The organism is Streptomyces sp. NPDC055103 (assembly GCF_053607625.1).
In genome coordinates this window covers 87,519-106,126 of the sequence record NZ_JBSGTX010000018.1, presented here as the reverse complement: position 1 = coordinate 106,126, position 18,608 = coordinate 87,519, and the positions used below count along the sequence as shown (strand labels likewise).

The window sequence follows — 18,608 nt, the reverse complement described above, 5'->3', positions numbered from 1 at the left end:
TCAGCCGGCGGCCGGCGGGGTCACCGTGAGCCGCGGCGGGGTGTGCAGGTGCTCGCCGACGCGCTTGACGAGGCGGGCCATCTCGTAGGCGATGAGGCCGATGTCGGCGCTGACCGAGCTGAGGACCGCGAGGCAGGAGCCGTCCCCCGCCGCGGCGACGAAGAGGAATCCGTCGTCCATCTCGACCATCGTCTGGCGGACGCCGCCGGTGTGGAACTGCCGTCCCGCACCCTTGGCGAGGCTGTGGAAGCCGGAGGCGATGGCGGCGAGGTGCTCGGCGTCCTCCCGGCTGAGTCCGCTGGAGGAGCCGACGGCGAGTCCGTCGTTGGAGAGCACCACGGTGTGGCGGACCTCGCGGACCCGCATGACGAGGTCGTCGAGGAGCCAGTCGAGTTCACCGGACCGGTGATGGGAGATCCTCTCGTGGTCGATCATGCGTCGTCTCCTTCGAAGCGGGGGGCCGTGGGATGGATGAGGTCGTGGTGCGGCGCGTCGGGGGACTCGCCGCCGAAGCCGGTCCCGAGGGGGCGCCTGCTGCCGGGCGCCGCGCCGCCGCCGCGCTGCCAGCCGTCCTGATAGGCGGCCATCCGGTCCCGGACCTGTTCCGGGGTACGGGGGTCGGCGCCGGGTGCGGCGGGTACCGACACCGGGGCCGGCGCGGGTGCCTCGCGGAGCTGCGGTACGAGATTCGCCTGCCGTACGCGGCGCGGAAGATCACCCTCGGGATCACCGTGGTCGCCGAGGTCCCCGAGATCCCCGTGGTCGCCTGCCGGGCCGCGCACGCCGTGCCCGGCCGGAGCCGTCGGCGGCCGGGCGGGAGTCGGCATCCGTGGCGGCGGCGGAGTCGGTGGTACGGACGCCGAAGCCGGCGCGGCCTGCCCGGGAACGCTCGGACCCGGAACGGGCGCTGTCGGAACGGGCGCTGTCGGTCCGGAGGGACCTCGCTGTCGCAGGGCGGTGACAGCGGCGGGCGGGGGTGCCTGCTGCGGCCGCGCCGCCAGCGCGGGAACCGCCGTGGGCCGGGACAGGGGCTGCGGGCGGGACGGGGGGCGGGGGCGGTCCGTCGGCTGGGGCCGGTTCATGGGCTGCGGGCCGGCCGGCGGCTGCGGGGTGCCTCCCCGGGGCGCCGCTGCGGGGCCGAGCGGGAGGGTCGGCGTCGGTGTCCGGGGGCCCTGGGGGCGGCCGAAGCGGCGGGCCTCCGCGCGCTGTGCCTCCTCGTGTTCCCGCGCGGCGCGCGAGGCGTCCGCGGCGGAGCCGCCCACACGCAGGTCCCGCGCGCGCGGGTCGCCCGTACGGGCGTCGCTCCCGCGGGTCGGGTCGGCCGGTGGCCGTGGGGGCCCGGCGTTCCCGGCCGGGCCGGCGGCCACCGCACCCTCGGGGCCCGGACCGGTGGTCGCCGGGGTGCCGCGCCCGGGCGGCAGCGTGCCCTGGAGCAGGTCGGTCGGGAGGAGCACGACGGCCGTCGTCCCGCCGTACGGGGAGGTCCGCAGATGGACCTTGATGTCGTGTCGTGAGGAGAGCCGGCTGACGACGAAGAGGCCGAGGCGGTCGCTGTCGAAGAGGTCGAGGGCCTCGGACTGGGCGATGCGGGCGTTGGCCTCGGCGAGGGTCTCCCTGCCCATGCCGAGCCCGCGGTCCTCGATCTCCAGGGCGTAGCCGTTGCCGACGGGTTCGCCGCTCACCCGCACCTTGGTGTGGGGCGGGGAGAACTGGGCGGCGTTCTCGATCAGTTCGGCGAGGAGGTGGGTCAGGTCGGCGACGGCGCCGCCGACGACTGCCGTCTCGGGCAGTCGGCGCACCTCCACGCGCGCGTAGTCCTCGATTTCGGAGACGGCGGCGCGGACGACGTTGGTGAGGGGGACGGGCATGCGCCAGGCGCGGCCGGGGGCGGCGCCGGAGAGGATGATCAGGCTCTCGGCGTGGCGGCGCATGCGGGTGGTGAGATGGTCGAGGCGGAAGAGGTCGCCGAGCTCGTTCGGGTCGTCGGCGCGCCGCTCCATGCTGTCCAGGAGGTTGAGCTGGCGGTGGACGAGGACCTGGCTGCGGCGGGCGAGGTTGACGAAGACCCCGGAGATGCCGCTGGCGAGTTCGGCGCGTTCGACGGCCGCGGAGAGAGCCGCGCGGTGCACGGTGGTGAGCGCCTCGCCGACCTGGCCGATCTCGTCCTGGGAGACGGGACCGGGCGGTGCCTCGGCACGTACGTCGATCTCCTCCCCGGCGCGCAGGCGGCGCATGGCGGCGGGAAGCTTGCGGCGCGCGATCCCGAGAGCGGTGTTGCGGAGGCTGACGAGTTCGACGACGAGGCCTCGGCCGATACGGACGGAGATGACGAGGGAGGCGGCGACGGCGGCGAGGCCGAGCAGGACCGCCGCTCCGCCCATGCTGAGGACGCCGCCCGCGAAGGGGTCGGCGCGGTCGGCCGCAGCTGAGCGCGCCCCCGTCTCGAAGGCGGTGAGTCCGCTCCGTACGGCGGTGAGGGTGTCGTCCCAGTCGGCGGAGGCGACGGCCTGGGCGGCGGGGCGTCCGGACGCCGCGGCGAGGACGCTGTCCTCGGCGCGCACGAGGCGGGCGTGGTCGCGGCCCGCCGCGAGGCGGGCCCACTCCGCGCGCGTGGCGGCGGGCAGGTCGGCGGTGGCGGAGGCGATGAGCGTACGCCGGGTCTCGACCGCTCCGGCGAAGACGCGGAGCCGCTCCGGGGTGAGGTGCCCGGTGAGGTGGGCGGCGCCGAGAAGGGCGTCCTCGCGGGACAGCATCTCGTTCGCGCGGCCGAATTCGAGGAGCACGCGCGCGTCGGACCCCTGCTGGGTGTCCTGGATGCCGGTGAGGGCGCCTCCGACGGCGAAGCCCGCGGAGACGGCTGCGGTGTACTCCGCGTACACCTGGTCCCCGTCGGCGCGCCCGTCGACGGCCGCGGTACGGAGCCTGGCGAGGCCCTCGACCGTGCCGACGAAGCCGCTCACCCGTGCGGGGACGTCGCCGGGCAGGTCCCCGGTGTCGCCGACGGTGTGTTCACCGTCGAGGCGGAGGCGGTCGAGGGCCGCGTCCGTGCGGGCCATCCGGTCCTTGAGCTCGGCGGCCCGGGCGGCGCCGGGCGCCGCGACCTGGCGTACGGCGGCGCGCCGTTCGGCCTGGAGCGCGCCGATCGCGGCGGTCACGGGTTCGCGGATCTCGGCGTCGACGCGCTGGAGCTGGCGGAGCCGCGCGACGTCCTGGGCGGTGGTGACGGTTGCGAACCCCCACAGGGCGAGGAGCGAGACGACCGGGACCATCAGGAGCGAGACGATCTTCGCGCGGACCGTTCGGGGACGCAGTCCGCTTCGCGTGGGGCGACCCCGGCCGCCGGCGGTGTGGGGTTCGGGGGCGAGGGCATCCGCGACAAGGGTGTCGGAGGCGGGGGTGTCCGAGGCCGCTCCCCTTCGGGTGCCCGGCGCGGGCGGGGCGGGCGTGCCACCGGCGGTCGGGAAGGCCTCGGGGGTGGGGAAGGCCTCGGGGGCGGTGCGGTGCGGCACCGGCTCCTCGGCGGGTGGCCCGGCGTGTGCGCGTCGCCCGCGCGCGGCCGCCGGCGGCGGAGCCGTCGCCTCGGCGTCCTTGGTCTTGCGGGGAGTTCGCATGGGCTCCTCGTTCCGGCTGCGTCTGACTCTGGTGCGGCGGTCCTGCGTGAGCGGAGGACCGTGGAGGGGGAAGGCGGGGGGATGACGGGGCGGGGATGACGGGGTGAAGGCCGACGTGAGAGTGACGGAGAAGGTGAAGCTGACGGTCGAGGTGAAGTTCAGGTCGGGTCGGGTCGGGTGAGGTCGGGTGCGGTTCCGGTCAGGTCAGGTCAGGTCAGGTCAGGTCAGGTCAGGTCAGGTCAGGGTCGGCGGGCGGCCTCGGCGGCGCGGAAGCCCGGGGGCGCGACGTCCACCGCCCGCTCGTCCGGTTCGGTGAGGCGCTCGGCCGAGGCGTACGCGGCCCGCTCCCCCGCCGTCGGGGAGAGGGCGACGAAGGCGGAGGTGATGAAGAGGTACGAGCCGAGTCCGACGGCGAGAGGGAAGATGAACTGCATGACCGTGGCGCCGGGAAGAACGGCCGCGGAGGGGACGACGTCGACGTTCACCGCGAGCATGCCCGTGTAGTGCATGCTGCTGACGGCCGCGCCCATGACGAGCGAGGCGCCGGCCACCGCCGCCGGTGCGTGGATGTGGAGTGCCGCCCACAGCGCCGCGGTGGCGGCCACGACCGCGATCACGACCGAGAGGGCGACGAGCAGGGGGTCGTACCGGACCTGGCCGTGCAGCCGGAGCGCGGCCATGCCCATGTAGTGCATGCTCGCCACGCCGACGCCCGTGGTCAGTCCGCCGATCAGGAGCGACCGGACCCGGTCACGGCCGTAACCGACGACGAACACACCGACGCCGACGACGGCCATGGCGATGACCAGGCTGAGGATGGTGAGGGGAACGTTGTAGCGGATGTCGGTGCCGGTCACACCGAAGCCGAGCATCGCGACGAAGTGCATCGTCCAGATGCCGGTGCCGAGCGCGGAGGCTGCGGTGAGCAGCCAGTTCCGCCGCGATCGGCCGGTCGCGTCGAGCGCCCGTACGGTGCAGCGCAGCCCGAGGGCGGCGCCGATGCAGGCCATCGCGTACGACAGCGCGGGTGTCAGCCATCCGAAGGTGGCGTGGTCCAGGTGTCCCATGGCTCAGGGACGCTAGTGCGCATCGGGGGGCGCACCCGGGGCGCATTTCGAAAGCTGATGGAATATGACAGAGAGATGGTCCCGAACGATCACGCCGAGTTCGAACGTGCACACAGAACGTTCACACCTCCGGGTGGCGGAACCTTGGTGGATCATGAGCGCATGAGCGATGACCCCACACACGTCCGAGAGTTCTTCGGTACGCGCGCCGCCGGCTGGGACAGCAGGTTCCCCGACGACGGCCCCGCCTACGCCACCGCCGTGAGCGAGCTCGGTCTGCGCCCCGGTGACGCGGTGCTGGACGCCGGCTGCGGGACCGGCCGCGCCCTCCCGCCGCTCCGCGCCGCCGTCGGCCCGACCGGCACCGTGCTCGGCGCCGACCTGACCCCCGAGATGCTCGCCGAGGCGGTACGGGCGGGACGCGGCACTCCCGGGCAGGGGGTGCTTCTGCTCACCGATGTCGGCCGCCTGCCGGTGCGCGACGGCGCGCTCGACGCCGTCTTCGCGGCGGGGCTCGTCTCCCATCTGGCCGACCCCGTCGCCGCGCTGGGCGAACTCGCCCGGGTCGTCCGTCCGGGCGGTCGCCTCGCACTGTTCCACCCGATCGGCCGCGCTGCCCTCGCGGCCCGGCACGGCCGGCAGATCACGCCGGACGACCTGCGTGCCGAGCCCCGGCTGAGCCCCCTCCTCGCCGAGGCCGGCTGGCGGCTCGTCAGCTACGTGGACGAGGACGCGCGCTACCTGGCTCTGGCCGTCCGCGAAGGCTGAATCGCCGGAGCACGCCGGAGCGCGCCGCGGCACGCCCGGGCGAGCCGCCATGCGGAGGAAGGACGGCCCGGACACCCCGTCGTCCAGGGTGATTCTTCTGACGATCGGGTGATCACGCTGCCGGTGCGAGGAACTCTCTCCCCAGTTTCTGCAGGTCAACCAGGTGCATGACGTACTCGACGGGCTCGACGGACTCGACGTCGCACGTGACGGACTCGACGCACTCGTCGTCCGCACGAACACGTGCCCCGGGAGAACAGGAGGAAGAGATGCCCCGCTACAGATGGACGGGCGGTGTGGCCCTCGGCGCGATGGTGCTGGGGGTCACCACCGTGACCGGCTTCGCCCCGGCGCGGGACGGTGGTGAGGCCGGTGCGTCCGGGACGGCCGCGCACGAACGGAACGTGCGGGAGGCCGTGACGGCGGGCGCCCTGACCCCGGACACCGGCGAACGGATCACCGCGAGCACCCGCCCACCGGCGGACACGGGCGCGGGCGTGCGGGCGGTCGAGGGCGACGCGGCCGAGGACTTCGGGGCCCAGCACGTCAGGGGCCGGGTCGCGCGGGTCATGCCCGCCGCCCTCGCCCCCGTGTGCGGCAGCGTTTACGGCCGGGAAGTGACGTTTCCCCTCTTCGGCGACGTGACCGTGCAGGCCGTCGAGGAGGGCCGCTCCATGATCGGTTCCACCCTCGTCTGGCACGGAACCGTCGCCGGCGCCGTCGACCAGGACGTCGTCCTCACCCTGGACGGCGGCTGCGACAAGACGCCCGGCAACGAGATCCTGAGCGCACAGTTCATGCTGGGCGGCGACCTCTACGCCATCGAGCCGCTCGGTCCGGGCCGGGTGACGGTCGCTCAGCTCACGCCCCTCACCGATGAGGACGAACCGGCCACCGGCGCCCCGCCCGCCGCCGCGATCGCCGCGGAGGCCGACCACGGGAACAAGTCCGCGGCCGAGGACGACACCCGCGCGGCTCTCCAGGCGGCGGCCGCCGCGGCCTGCAAAGGCGGCAAGGGGTACGCCCTCATCGACACCCTCGTCGGGTACACCCCCGGCGCCCGCACCGAGGCCGGCGGCGACGCCCAGATCAAGGCCCTCGCGGCCAAGGGCGTCGCGCTCGCCAACGACGCCTTCTTCGCGAGCGGCACGAAGGTCCGGCTGCGGCTCGTCGGCACCACCCTGGTGACCGTGCCCGCCTCACTGGACGGGGTCACGAACAAGCTGCTCAGCGCGCTCGCGCTGCCCACCGACGGCGTCGCCGACAGCGTCCCCCGCCAACGTGACCAGTACGGCGCCGACCTCGTCTCGGTCATCGCCGCCGGCCGCGCCGCGGGCGGGCTCGGCTACACCCCGCCCGCCCCCGGCCCGTCCACGGCCGCCTGGGGCTACAGCGTCGTCGGGCGCTCCGCCATCGGCAACTACTCCATGGGCCACGAGATCGGCCACAACCTGAGCGCCGACCACGACCGCGTCACCCAGCCCGTGCAGCCCGAGAACGGCGCCACCGGGTACTTCCCCACCAAGGGCGACTGGTCGTCCCTGATGGCGTACGAGTCCAGCTGCCGCAAGGCCACCAAGGGCGCCTGCACCCGCATCAACCACTTCACCAACCCGAGCCAGAAGTACCGCGGCGAGGCGATCGGCATCCCGCTCGGCAAGCCGAACCAGGCGGATTCCGCCGACGTGCTGAGCAAGACGGGCTCAGCCGTCGCCACCTACCGCGCGGCGAAGACCTCGGACGCCATGTGCGCGGTCACCTCCTCGGTCTCACCCGCGGGCGCCGGCACCGTCCGGCCCGCACTCCCCGGCCCGTACCCGCAGGGCACGTCCACCGTCCACTCGGCGGTCGCCGCCAAGGGGTACGTGTTCAGCGGCTGGAAGCTCGACGGCAAGGCCGCCTCGGGCGGAGCGACCGGCTTCCGCGTGCCGGCCGGCGACCACTCCCTGGTGGCGCTCTTCAAGAAGGGCACCACCCCGACGTCGACGGTCACCACGAAGACCAGCGGCAGCGGCACCGTGAAGAAGGCCCCCGCCAAGCGCGCCGAGCTGGAGGGCGCCGACCTCCTCTACGAGGCCGTGCCCGCCGCGGGCTGGGACTTCGCGGGCTGGCAGCTCGACGGGTCGCACGCCGGTGACGACGACACCGTCGCGATCGACGTCGGCACGGAGGACATGGAACTCACCGGGCTCTTCGAGCAGAAGCGTCACGCCCTCAGGGTGGAGTGCGAGGGCGGCAGCGGCACCGTCTCCCTCTCGCAGGACGGCCCGTACTCGGACGGGGACACCGTCCTGGCCACGGCGGTGCCCGATCCCGGGTACGTGTTCGTGGACTGGCTGCTCGACGGAGAGCCGTACGGCGGTGACGAGGAGCGGGACCTCGGCGAGACGGCGGTCAGTTTCGACGAGGAGGGGCACACCCTGACGGCGGTCTTCGCCCGCGCGTAGGGCGTTCTCTGATCGGTCCTGACCGGAACGGTCCCCACGCGCCCTTCTGTCCCGGCACTTCGCTGTCTACGGTGGAGGTGCCGGGCAGTCGTGCCCGGGAGAGGCGGCGGGCGATGGCACGTGTTCCGGAACGACTCCGCAGGCTCCTCCCCTCCACCCGGCGGGCGCCCGAGACCGCCGCGCCCCCGCCACCGCGCGCCCGGCAGGGCCACAACCTCTTCGAGGCGGCGGCGGAGTACGTGGCCGCGTGCGCCGAGGACGACCCGGCCCGGGCGGAGGAGGCGGCGGGCCGGGTCTCCCCCGGTGCGCTCTCCTTCGGCGTCAACGAGCTGGCCTGCCGGGCGCTGATCGCCCTCGCCCGGGAGCGCGACGAGTCGCCGACCACCGTGGCCCGCTCGCTGCTCGGCCTCCGGGACGGCTGAGGGACCTGCGGCCGAGGCGGAGACGCCGGGTGAGATCCGCGCCCGGACACCCTCGACGCGCGGGTTACTCACTGGTTAAGGTGCGCCGACGACCAGATGGGGAGGCTGCCGTGGCCGGGACGGACCCGATCGCCGAAGCGCACGCCGCCGGTGGCGACGCCGAAGCCGACGCCGACGCTCTGTATGTGCTGACCGCGGCGCTGCTGACGCCCGCGCGCTTCCCGAGCGTGCTCGGTGACGACTATCCGGCGGCCTGCGCCGCGCTGGGGCTCCAGCCGTACGCGGACGGGTACGGGATCCTGTTCGGCCAGGACGGGCTCGGCGCGCGCTGGACGGTCGTCGTCGACGACGTGTCGCTCGTCGCGGTGGCCATCTCCTCCTGGGACTGCGGCATGGCCTACGACCTCTCCCCCGACGAGAACTCCGTGGTCACCGGGCTGCCGGGCTGGCCGCTCGACGTGGTCACGGCCGCCCCGGGCGTCCCCGCCCCGCACGACCCGGAGCCGGAGGAGGGTGATCCCGCCCCGCTGGTCCCGCCGTCCGGCGACGTGTGGGGACCGGCCCAGCGCCGGCTCGGCGCGGACGAGGTGGCACTCCACTGGGAGGCCTGGCGTGCCCAGGTGAACGACGAAGGCCAAACGAACAAAGGCCAAGGGAACGACGACGCCCAGGGGAACGAGGTCGCCCAGGGCGACGGGACGTCGGAGCGGTCCGAGGCAGCGGTCGCCTCCTCGGTGACCGGCCCCGACCCCGACCCGTACGACGGTGTACGCAAGGCCCTGAGCGAGCTCCGCGGCTATCTGGAGGAGGCACCTCCGGTGGGGCGGGTGCGTTCCCTGTCGGCGGCGGAGGCCGGCGCCCGTGTCCTGCGCGCGGACGGCCCCGGCTGGTCCTTCGTCGCCCGGACCGGCGACATGGCCTTCGTCCTCCTCGACGATCTGCCGCGCGAGGTGCTGCCCGTGGCCAGGGGCGCACAGCTGCCCGCTCTGCTCGACGGGCTCGACGCGATCGCGGTCCGTACGTCCTGAACCCGTCCACACCGAGCAACACACCTGGCAACACCCCGAACAGCATGCCCAGCAGTACGCCTCCCCCATGGGACGACGGCCGTAGGTGTGGTCCCGGACCATGGTCCGGCGGTGGTGATGCGCCGCACGATGGTGCGCCGCACCCCCTTTCCGTCGTCCCCACGGAGGCTCACCATGCGCCTGCTCCCAGGCGTTTCCCTGTTCACCGCGCTCCTGGCCGGGGTCACCGTCCTGGCCCCCGCGAGCCCCGCCGGTGCGGAGACCCCGGCCTCCGCGCACTGCGCGCGTCAGGAACGGCTCCACGTCCCCGGCGCCGAGCACCAGCGGTCCGCGTGCCTGACCGATCTGACGACCGCGGGGCTCGCCGGTACGCCGTACACCGACCTGGCCGACCAGGCCGGCCTCGCGGCGAAGGCGACCCGTAACCCCTCGGGGGTGCCCGGCATCCAGATCGACGGCTACTTCCCCGACACCTCGCGGCTCAACGCCACTCATGGCTGGGCCCATGACGCGCAGTTCGTGATCCGGCTGCCCGACGACTGGAACGGCGGGCTCGTCGTCACCGGCGCCCCGGGCACCCGGCGTCAGTACTCCACGGACGCGCTCATCTCCGACCGGGTCCTCGCCCAGGGCTTCGCCTACGCCGCCACCGACAAGGGCAACACCGGCCCGGACTTCTTCACCGACGGACGGGCCCCCGGCGACGCGGTGGCCGAGTGGAACCGCCGCGTCACCGAGCTGACGCGGGCCGCCAAGAAGGCCGTCAGGCAGCGGTACGGCAGCGCCCCGGAGCGTACGTACATGACCGGCATCTCCAACGCCGGGTACCTGACGCGCTGGCAGCTGGAGAACCGGCCCGAGCTGTACGACGGCGGGGTCGACTGGGAGGGCGTGCTGTGGACCGCGGACGGTCCGAACCTGCTGACGAGTCTGCCGGTGACGGTGGCCCGCTCCCTCGGCCTGGCCTCCGACGAGGACCTGGTCGAGGCGGGTTTCGCACCTGGGTCCCGTTTCCTCTGGCCGTACCACGAGAAGGCGTACTGGGGGCTCACGCAGAAGGTCTTCCGCGCCGAGTTCGACCCCTCGTACGATCCGGCCTGTCCGGGTGCCACGGCGGGGCGGACCGTGGAGGAGATCTTCGCGCCCTGCGCCTCGGACGCGTCGTACGACTACGCCACCCGGCCGGCGTCCGTCCACCGCGCGGTGGCGAAGGTCGCGCTCACCGGCCGGATCGGCAAGCCCCTCATCACGCTCCACGGCGACCTGGACACCCTGCTGCCCATCGCCACCGACTCGGACGTGTACGCCGGGATGGTCGACGCGCGGGGCCGGGGCGGGCTGCACCGGTACTACACGGTGCAGGACGGGACGCACACGGACGGCCTGTACGACACCTATCCGGACCGGCTGCGTCCGATCCTGCCGTGCTACCGCTCCGCGTTCGACGCGCTGACGCGCTGGGTCGAGGAGGGTACGCCGCCGCCCGCGGACCGTACCATCGCGCGGCCGGCGGGCGGTGACGTGGTCGACTCCTGCGCTCTGGAGGAGTGACGGAAGGGCTGGGACGGAAGGGCTTTAGGGACGACTCCGGCGAAGGGCTGGCCGGACGGAGAGCCCGAGGGTGCTGTCGCGTCGAGGAGCGGGGTCAGACCTTTTCCAGGGGGCGGTGCGGGCCCTCCGGCAGCTCGGCCCGGATCGAGTCGCCGGGCCGCACCTCCCCGCCGGTCAGCACGATGCCCATGATGCCCGCCTTGCGGACGACCTCGCCGTTCTCGCCGCGGCCGAGGACCTGCTTGAGCAGGCCGTGCCGGAAGTTGTCTATCTGGACGCAGGGGTTGCGCAGTCCGGTGACCTCCACGACGGCCTCGGCGCCCAGGTGGAGAAGGGTGCCGGTGGGCAGGCCGAGGAGGTCGATGCCCCGGGTCGTGACGTTCTCGCCGAGGTCGCCGGGCGCGACCTCGAAGCCGGCACCCGCCATGTCCTCGAAGAGCTCGGCGTGGATGAGGTGGACCTGACGCAGGTTCGGCACGGTCGGGTCCTTCGCGATGCGCGAACGGTGCTTCACCGTCACACCGGCGTGCACATCGCCTTCCACCCCGAGGCCCTTGAGGAGGGTGATGCTCTCCCGGTTGGGCTTGGTGAACGTGTACGTGCCGTTGCTGCTGACCGTCTGGACGGTGCCGTTGCTCATACTGAGGAGGTCCCCTTCTCCGCCGTGCTGTTCGGTCGTCGCGGGCGGCGCATACACCTCACCCGCACCGATGATCACATCGCGTGTGATCGCCGCTGACTCTACTCGGCGCCCTCGGCCCGCTCGGCGCGCAGGGGCTCGCCCACCTCGTGCAGGTGACCAAGGGCCTGGCGGTACGACTCGACGAAGCCGGTCTCGGTGTACGGCACGCCCAGCGCGGCGCAGTGGGCGCGCACGGCGGGCTGGGCCAGGCGGAGGTGGGGGCGCGGCATGCTCGGGAAGAGGTGGTGCTCGACCTGGTAGTTGAGTCCGCCGAGGAACCAGTCGGTGAGGGCGCCGCCGCGGATGTTGCGCGAGGTGAGCACCTGGCGGCGCAGGTGACCCCAGCTGTCCCCGTCGGCGTGCTCGTCCGGGCGCTCCATGCCCTTGTGGTTGGGGGCGAAGGCCATGCCCAGGTGGACGCCGAGCAGCATCTGGTGGAGGAGGGCGAAGACCAGCGCCTGGAGGGGGTCGAGGAGGGTGAGGAGCATGGCCGTGTAGCCGGCGAAGTGGGCCAGGAGCAGGGCGCCCTCGACGAGCCGCTCGCGCCGGGTGCGGCAGGGGCCGTTCTTCGCGAGCAGGGCCTGGACTCCGTACACCTTGAGGGCGATGCCCTCCAGGGTCGTCAGCGGAAAGAACAGCCAGGCCTGGTGGCGGGTGAGGAAGCCGTGCAGTCCCGTGCGGCCGGCGGTCTGGTGCTCGGCGAAGACGAGGATGTCGGCGGCGACGTCCGGGTCCTTGTCGAGGTGGTTCGGGTTCGCGTGGTGGCGGTTGTGCTTGTCGTTCCACCACTCCCGGCTCATGCCCAGGAGGAGGTTGGCGTGGACGAGCTGGATGATCCGGCTCGCCTTCCGGTTGCCGGTGATCTGGGCGTGGCCGGCGTCGTGGCCGACGAAGGCGGCGCGGGCGGAGAGCAGCGCGAGGGGCAGGGCGAGCGGAAGCGCCCACCAGGAGGAGCCGATCAGGGCGAGTCCGGTCACGACGGCGGCGATGCCGAGGAGGTTGACGACGATCCCGATGGCGTACCAGCCGGGGCGGTGTTCCAGGAGGCCCTGTTCCCTGACCGTCCGCAGGAGCGGGGTGAACTCGCTGCCGCCCTTGGCGCGGACGGCACCCCGAGCAGGGGCGGGAGCCTCGGCGGGGGCGAGCGCCGGGGGCAGGACGGTGGCCTGGGACATGGCGGGCTCCGGTTTCTGTGGGTCGGGGTGCTGGTGGGATCGGTGGGCGCCTCCACTGAAGCTACGGATCGGTGATGTTCCGGGGCCATGGCGTCACCACCCGTCCACCGTGGGGGGCGCACCGGGGTGCGGGGGTGGGGTTCGCCCCACCCCTCGACGAGGTGAGCCCCACCCCTCCGCACGGCCAGGTGAACTGTGGCGTGGATCACGCGCGGGGCGTACGCGTCGGCATGGCCGCTTGGGGTAACCTCGGCGGCTCGGTCGCCAGTAGTCAAATTTGAGGAATGCGTTGTCGCTGTCGTACGGACCCGATGATTCCGCCCACGAACTCACTCTTCGCCCCGCCGTCTTCCTTCCCGCCGATCCGCCCCGCGCGGGACGGATCGCCTTCTGGTCACCCGAGGGGGACGCCCTGTCGGCCGGCGTCCCCGCGAACGCCGAGCTCACGGTCGTGGACGGCGACAGCCTCAAGCCCGTGACCGTCGCCGCGCACGCCCTCTCCGTGCGGGACGCCTTGCCGCTGCTCGCCCGCGCCCGCGTCCGGTACGCGGACGGCGCCCTGCCCGCCGTCTCGCCCGCCGCCGCGTTCTGGGGTGCCGCGTCCCTTCTCGCCCTGGACCTCGTCGCGCGGGGACTGCTCCTGCCCGGTCTGACCCCCGGTGACCTCGACGGGTGGCGGGCCGGGCCGCTCGGCCCCGAGGAGCTGGCGCGTCTGCGGACCCTCGCCGCCTCGATGCCGCCGAGCGCCCACGCCGTACCGCTCTCCCCCGACGAGCCGCTGCTGCCCGAACCCGAGGCGCTGCTTCGCGCGTTCGCCGACGCGGTCGCCGACACGCTGCCGCGGACCCCCGCGGCCTCCCTCGCGGCCGGCGGACCCGCGTTCGCGGCCGACGCGCCGCAGCCGATCCCCGAACAGCGCGCCTGGGCCGCCGACGTGGCGGCAGGTCACGACGCCGGCGTCCGACTGTCGCTCCGACTCGAGCTCCCCGGCTTCACCGCCGACGCGAGCGAGCCCAAGGCGGCGAGCGAGGCGCCCGCCTTCCGCGCGGTCCTCCAGCTGCACGGCGTCGCCGACCCGACGCTGGTCGCGGACGCGGCGGAGGTGTGGGCGGGGACCGGCACGACCGCCGGCGCGTTCGGCCCCCGGGCGCGGATGGACGCGCTGCTCGCGCTCCGGCGCGCCTCCCGTGCCTGGCCGCCCCTGGCCCCGCTCCTGACGGCGGCCGTGCCCGACACCGTCGAACTCGCCGACGAGGAGGTCGCGGAGCTCCTGGGCCCGGCGGCCCGGGCCCTCGCGGCGACGGGCGTCCAGGTCCACTGGCCGCGCGGACTCTCCGACCGGCTCACCGCCCAGGCGGTGATCGGCCCATCGGTCGCGGAGGACGACGCACGCGGCACGCGGCACGGAATCGCCGCCGGCTTCGGTGCCGATGGCAACGCGCCGGGCACGGATGGCCGCGTACCCGGCGCGGATGGCCGCGTATCCGGCAGTGACGGCGACGCGGCCACGCCGGACGGAGCGTACGGCCCCGTCGGCGGCTCCCTGCCGTCCCTCCTCTCCGCCGACGCCCTGCTCGCCTTCAACTGGCGCTTCGCGGTGGGCGGGCACGAGCTGACCCGGGCCGAGCTCGACCGGCTCGCCGAGGCCGGACGTCCCCTCGTGCGGCTGCGGGACCGCTGGGTCCTCGTCGATCCCGCCGAGGTGCTGCGGGCCAGGGCCCAGCGGGACCGCGAGGTCACGCCGGTGGACGCCCTGTCGGCCGTCCTCACCGGCACGACCGAGATCGACGGCCGCCCCGTCGAGGTGGCGGCATCCGGCTGGCTGGAGCGCCTGCGGGAGCGGCTCGCCGACCCCGAGGGCGGCCGCGCGGAGGTCGAGCAGCCCGCCGCGCTCGCCGCGACCCTGCGCGACTACCAGCTGCGCGGGCTCGACTGGCTGCACCGGATGACCTCCCTCGGCCTCGGCGGCTGTCTCGCCGACGACATGGGCCTCGGCAAGACGATCACCGTCATCGCGCTCCATCTGCACCGGCAGACCAACCCCTCCTCCGCCGGGCCCACCCTGGTGGTCTGCCCGACCTCGCTCATGGGCAACTGGCAGCGCGAGATCGAGAGGTTCGCGCCCGGCACGCCGGTCCGCCGCTTCCACGGCGCCGCGCGCGACCTGGAGCAGGTCGCCGACGACGGCTTCGTCCTCACCACGTACGGCACCATGCGGCTCGACACCGAGCGGCTCGCCGGCCGGAGCTGGGGGCTCCTCGTCGCGGACGAGGCGCAGCACGTCAAGAACCCCTACTCGGCGACCGCGCGTGCGCTGCGGACGATCGGGGCACGCGCGCGCGTGGCGCTGTCCGGCACACCGGTGGAGAACAACCTCTCCGAGCTGTGGGCGATCCTCGACTGGACGACACCGGGGCTGCTCGGCAGCCTCGGAGCCTTCCGTACGCGCTTCGCCGCCGCCGTCGAGGGCGGCGGGGACCCGGCCGCCGCCGAACGGCTCGGCGCGCTGGTCCGCCCGTTCCTGCTGCGCCGCCGGAAGTCGGACCCGGGCATCGCGCCCGAGCTGCCGCCGAAGACGGAGACCGACCGGACCGTCTCCCTGACGCCGGAACAGGCCGGCCTGTACGAGGCGGTGGTGCGCGAGACACTGGGGGCGATCTCCGAGGCCGACGGGATGGCGCGCCGCGGGCTCGTCGTGAAGCTGCTGACCGGCCTCAAGCAGATCTGCAACCACCCCGCCCAGTACCTCAAGGAGGACCGGCCGCGGATCGAGGGCCGCTCGGGCAAGCTGGAGCTGCTCGACGAACTCCTCGACACGATCCTCGCCGAGGGCGCGAGCACCCTGGTCTTCACCCAGTACGTGGGAATGGCCAGGATCCTGGAGACGCATCTCGCGGCGCGGGGGGTGCGGACGCAGTTCCTGCACGGCGGTACGCCCGTCGCCGAGCGCGAGGCGATGGTGGCGCGGTTCCAGGCCGGTGACGTGCCCGTCTTCCTCCTCTCGCTGAAGGCGGCCGGGACCGGGCTCAACCTCACGCGGGCCGAGCACGTCGTGCACTACGACCGCTGGTGGAACCCGGCCGTGGAGGCGCAGGCCACCGACCGTGCGTACCGCATCGGTCAGGACCGGCCGGTGCAGGTGCACCGGCTGATCGCCGAGGGCACGATCGAGGACCGGATCGCCGCCATGCTCGACCGCAAACGGGAACTGGCCGACGCCGTTCTCGGGACGGGCGGGGACACCCTGCCGGAACTGACCGAACTGACCGACGCGGAGCTGGCAGAGCTCGTACGGCTGCGAGGGGACGGACGATGAGCGGGTACGGACACGGGCACGGTCTCGGGCACGGGGGCGACGAGCGGACGTTCGAGGCGCTGCCGCCCGCGCAGGGCGGGGCGTTCACCAGGACCTGGTGGGGCCGGACATGGCTGAAGGCGCTGGAGGACACGGCGCTCGACGGCCAGCAGCTCAAGGCGGGGCGCAGGCACGCGCGCGCGGGGGCGGTGGGCGCCGTGTCGGTGCTGCCCGGCCGGATCACCGCGATCGTCAAGGACCGCGACGGGACGGCCCACCGCAGCGACGTGCTGGTGCGGGAGTTCACCGAGGAGGAGTGGGAGCGGCTCCTCGATCTGGCCGTGGACAGCGCCGGTCACATCGCCGCGCTCCTCGACCGCGAGATGCCGCCGCACCTGGTGGAGGACGCGGCGATGGCGGGGCTCGACCTGCTGCCGGGCGTCGGCGACCTCGATCCGGAGTGCGGCTGCGAGGCCTGGGACCACTGCCCGCACACGTCGGCGCTTTGCTACCAGGTGGCGCGGCTGCTCGACGAGGACCCGTTCGTCCTGCTCCTGATGCGGGGGCGCGGGGAGCGGACCCTCCTCGACCAGCTCCAGTCGCGTAGCGCGCGGCGGGCGGCGGCGCCCTCGACGAGCGGCGGCCGGAACGGAGCCGGAGGCGCGTCCGGGGAGGGGGCGCCCCCGGAGGGTGCCGGCGGCATGCCGGGCGTGTCGGCGGCGGAGGCGTACGCGGCGCGGGACATCCTGCCGCCGCTGCCCGCCCCGCCCGGGGCCCCTTCGGCGCCGGGCGAACCGCCCTCCCTCGACACGGAGACGGAGCCCGAGCCGGGGGTCGACCCGACGGCGCTGGAGTACCTCGCGTCGGATGCGGCGGCCCGCGCCCACCGGCTGCTCGTCGCGGCGCTCGGGGGCGGCGGCGGACCGGAGCTCGCGGAGCCGCCGCTGACGGTCGCTCAGGACGCGGTGCGCCTCGCGGCGGGCTCTCCCGCGGCCTGGATCACGGCGCGGCTCGCCGCCGGTTCGGGCAGGTCGCGGGCGGATCTGGACGCGGCCACGCGCGCGTGGCGGTTCGGCGGCGGCGCCGCCCTCGCCGTACTGGAGGAGGAGTGGACGCCGGACGCCGAGACCCTCGCCCGGGCCGCGGCCCGGCTCGCCGAGGCCTGGGAGGACGACGAGCGCCCGGTGCTGCGGCGGACAGCCGGCGCGCGCTGGACGGTCGTGGGCGCGGAGGCGCAGCTGCGGCTCGGCCCGGACGACCGCTGGTGGCCGTACCGCAAGGCGGCCGGCCGCTGGTCCCCCGCGGGCCCGGCGGACCGCGATCCGGCGTCGGCCCTGGCCACGGCCATGGGCACGGCCACAGGCACAGGCACAGATACGGCCACGGCCGCAGGCACCGCCGGGGGCGGCACGGCCCTCGGGGCCGACCTCGCTACTGGAGGAGGCCGGTGAGCTTGTCGCCAGTGGCGGCCCGAACGACCAGGCTGCAGGCGACGGCGTCGGAGCCGAGGAGATAGCTCGTGCGGTAGGGGTACTGGACGAACGTCGTCCACCGGGTGCCGAGCGGCTGGCGGGCGGCCTTGGCGCGGAGCGGTTCGCGGCAGAGTTCCGTGGCCGCTTCGCGCAGCCGCTGGTCGTCGGCGTAGGTACCGGTGAGGCGCGGCCGGGCGACGAGCTCGGCGTCGTGCGGCGTGTCGCAGTCGCGCGGGAGGGCGGTGCCCGGCGTGGCGCGGTCGATGTCGAAGCAGTCGCCGACGCGCAGGGCCTCGAAGGAGACGGGCCGGGTGGCGGGACGCGTACCCGTCGGGGCTGTCGACGGGGTCGACCGGGTCTCGTCGGAGGCGGTGCCGGGCGTCCGGGCAGTCTGCGGAGAAGCGCTTTCCCCGTGCGGGGCGGAGCGCTCGTCGGGCGCTGTGGGCGTCGGCGTGTCGGCCACGGCACCGCCCGTCGCGGGCGCGCCGGTCGACGGCCCGTCGGTCGATGCCGTGTCGTTCGACGGCGTGTCGGCCCCCGGGGCGGTCGTCCCGACGGCGTCCTGCCCGCTGACGACCGGGGACGGTACGGCCACCGGGCCGCCGCCCGGCCGCCCGTCGGCCGATCCTTCCCGGGCCTCCCCGCCACCGACGGCCATGAACCCGCCTACGACCAGCCCGGCCAGGACCAGCGGAACGAGGGGAACGCCCAACCAGCGGGCCCGCCGCGCCGCCGGCCCCGGCCGGGGCGCCCCGAGACGTACGACACGCGACCAGGCCACGGCGGTCAGCCGCTCGGCGGCGTACGGCTCGGCGGAGTAGGGCTCGCCGGCGTCGGAAGCGACTGGCTGGGGCACGGCGGAGTAGGGCGGGGCTGGGTCGGACGGAGCGGAGTGGGGCGCGGCTGAGTGGGGATCAGCCGGTCGGCGGTCCGGTGGTGGAAGGGCGGTCGGCTGGTGCGGCACAGTCACCAGGGTTGCCTGTCGGCGGCCGTGAGGCGAGCGATCCGGGGCCGTCCAGCACGGCCTGTACGGAATCGTGACCATCGCCGGCCACCGATTGTCCGACGATCGCCGGAAAAGCCCGTCCCG

General features: G+C 74.5%; 13 protein-coding genes. 7 read left to right on the top strand and 6 right to left on the bottom strand.

Going from position 1 to position 18,608, the window contains the following annotated elements:
• The 3 genes from ACWFR1_RS14575 to ACWFR1_RS14565 all read right to left on the bottom strand — a co-directional run bounded on the left by ACWFR1_RS14575 (window position 1) and on the right by ACWFR1_RS14565 (window position 4,678).
• A complete protein-coding gene (locus ACWFR1_RS14575; RefSeq protein WP_024756831.1) occupies window positions 1-435 on the bottom strand; it encodes a roadblock/LC7 domain-containing protein in 435 nt (144 codons plus the stop codon).
• Complete coding sequence (locus ACWFR1_RS14570) at window positions 432-3,611, bottom strand: nitrate- and nitrite sensing domain-containing protein (protein WP_453550590.1); 3,180 nt, start codon at window positions 3,609-3,611, stop codon at window positions 432-434. The genes ACWFR1_RS14575 and ACWFR1_RS14570 overlap by 4 nt, the downstream gene beginning before the upstream one ends.
• 239 nt (window positions 3,612-3,850) lie before the next feature.
• Entirely contained in the window at window positions 3,851-4,678 is an 828-nt protein-coding gene (locus ACWFR1_RS14565) for an MHYT domain-containing protein (protein ID WP_453550587.1), read from the bottom strand.
• 162 nt (window positions 4,679-4,840) lie between these two features.
• Here ACWFR1_RS14565 and ACWFR1_RS14560 point away from each other — a divergent pair, with 162 nt between their 5' ends.
• The 5 genes from ACWFR1_RS14560 to ACWFR1_RS14540 all read left to right on the top strand — a co-directional run bounded on the left by ACWFR1_RS14560 (window position 4,841) and on the right by ACWFR1_RS14540 (window position 10,894).
• Window positions 4,841-5,446 (top strand): class I SAM-dependent methyltransferase, encoded by a 606-nt coding sequence (locus tag ACWFR1_RS14560; protein ID WP_453550585.1) that lies wholly within the window; start codon window positions 4,841-4,843, stop codon window positions 5,444-5,446.
• Window positions 5,447-5,715: 269 nt separating this feature from the next.
• Window positions 5,716-7,893, top strand: a complete 2,178-nt coding sequence (locus ACWFR1_RS14555; RefSeq protein ID WP_453550583.1) for an InlB B-repeat-containing protein — start codon at window positions 5,716-5,718, stop codon at window positions 7,891-7,893.
• Window positions 7,894-8,006: 113 nt separating this feature from the next.
• Window positions 8,007-8,315 (top strand): hypothetical protein, encoded by a 309-nt coding sequence (locus ACWFR1_RS14550; RefSeq protein ID WP_453550580.1) that lies wholly within the window; start codon window positions 8,007-8,009, stop codon window positions 8,313-8,315.
• Between the two features lie 110 nt (window positions 8,316-8,425).
• Entirely contained in the window at window positions 8,426-9,343 is a 918-nt protein-coding gene (locus ACWFR1_RS14545; RefSeq protein ID WP_453550578.1) for a hypothetical protein, read from the top strand.
• A 174-nt stretch (window positions 9,344-9,517) separates the two neighbouring features.
• Entirely contained in the window at window positions 9,518-10,894 is a 1,377-nt protein-coding gene (locus ACWFR1_RS14540) for a tannase/feruloyl esterase family alpha/beta hydrolase (protein WP_453550576.1), read from the top strand.
• A 94-nt stretch (window positions 10,895-10,988) separates the two neighbouring features.
• Here ACWFR1_RS14540 and ACWFR1_RS14535 read toward each other — a convergent pair whose 3' ends face one another.
• Together ACWFR1_RS14535 and ACWFR1_RS14530 are read right to left on the bottom strand one after the other, a co-directional pair.
• Window positions 10,989-11,534: an MOSC domain-containing protein gene (locus ACWFR1_RS14535; RefSeq protein WP_453550574.1), complete on the bottom strand. Its 546-nt coding sequence runs from the start codon at window positions 11,532-11,534 to the stop codon at window positions 10,989-10,991.
• Window positions 11,535-11,635: 101 nt separating this feature from the next.
• Entirely contained in the window at window positions 11,636-12,751 is a 1,116-nt protein-coding gene (locus ACWFR1_RS14530; RefSeq protein ID WP_453550571.1) for a fatty acid desaturase family protein, read from the bottom strand.
• Between the two features lie 289 nt (window positions 12,752-13,040).
• Here ACWFR1_RS14530 and ACWFR1_RS14525 point away from each other — a divergent pair, with 289 nt between their 5' ends.
• Together ACWFR1_RS14525 and ACWFR1_RS14520 are read left to right on the top strand one after the other, a co-directional pair.
• Entirely contained in the window at window positions 13,041-16,067 is a 3,027-nt protein-coding gene (locus tag ACWFR1_RS14525; RefSeq protein ID WP_453550569.1) for an SNF2-related protein, read from the top strand.
• Window positions 16,064-17,497, top strand: a complete 1,434-nt coding sequence (locus ACWFR1_RS14520) for an SWIM zinc finger family protein (RefSeq protein WP_453550566.1) — start codon at window positions 16,064-16,066, stop codon at window positions 17,495-17,497. The genes ACWFR1_RS14525 and ACWFR1_RS14520 overlap by 4 nt, the downstream gene beginning before the upstream one ends.
• Here ACWFR1_RS14520 and ACWFR1_RS14515 read toward each other — a convergent pair.
• Window positions 17,478-18,374: a hypothetical protein gene (locus ACWFR1_RS14515; protein WP_453550563.1), complete on the bottom strand. Its 897-nt coding sequence runs from the start codon at window positions 18,372-18,374 to the stop codon at window positions 17,478-17,480. The two genes, ACWFR1_RS14520 and ACWFR1_RS14515, sit on opposite strands and share 20 nt — an antisense overlap.
• Between the last annotated feature and the right edge of the window lie 234 nt (window positions 18,375-18,608).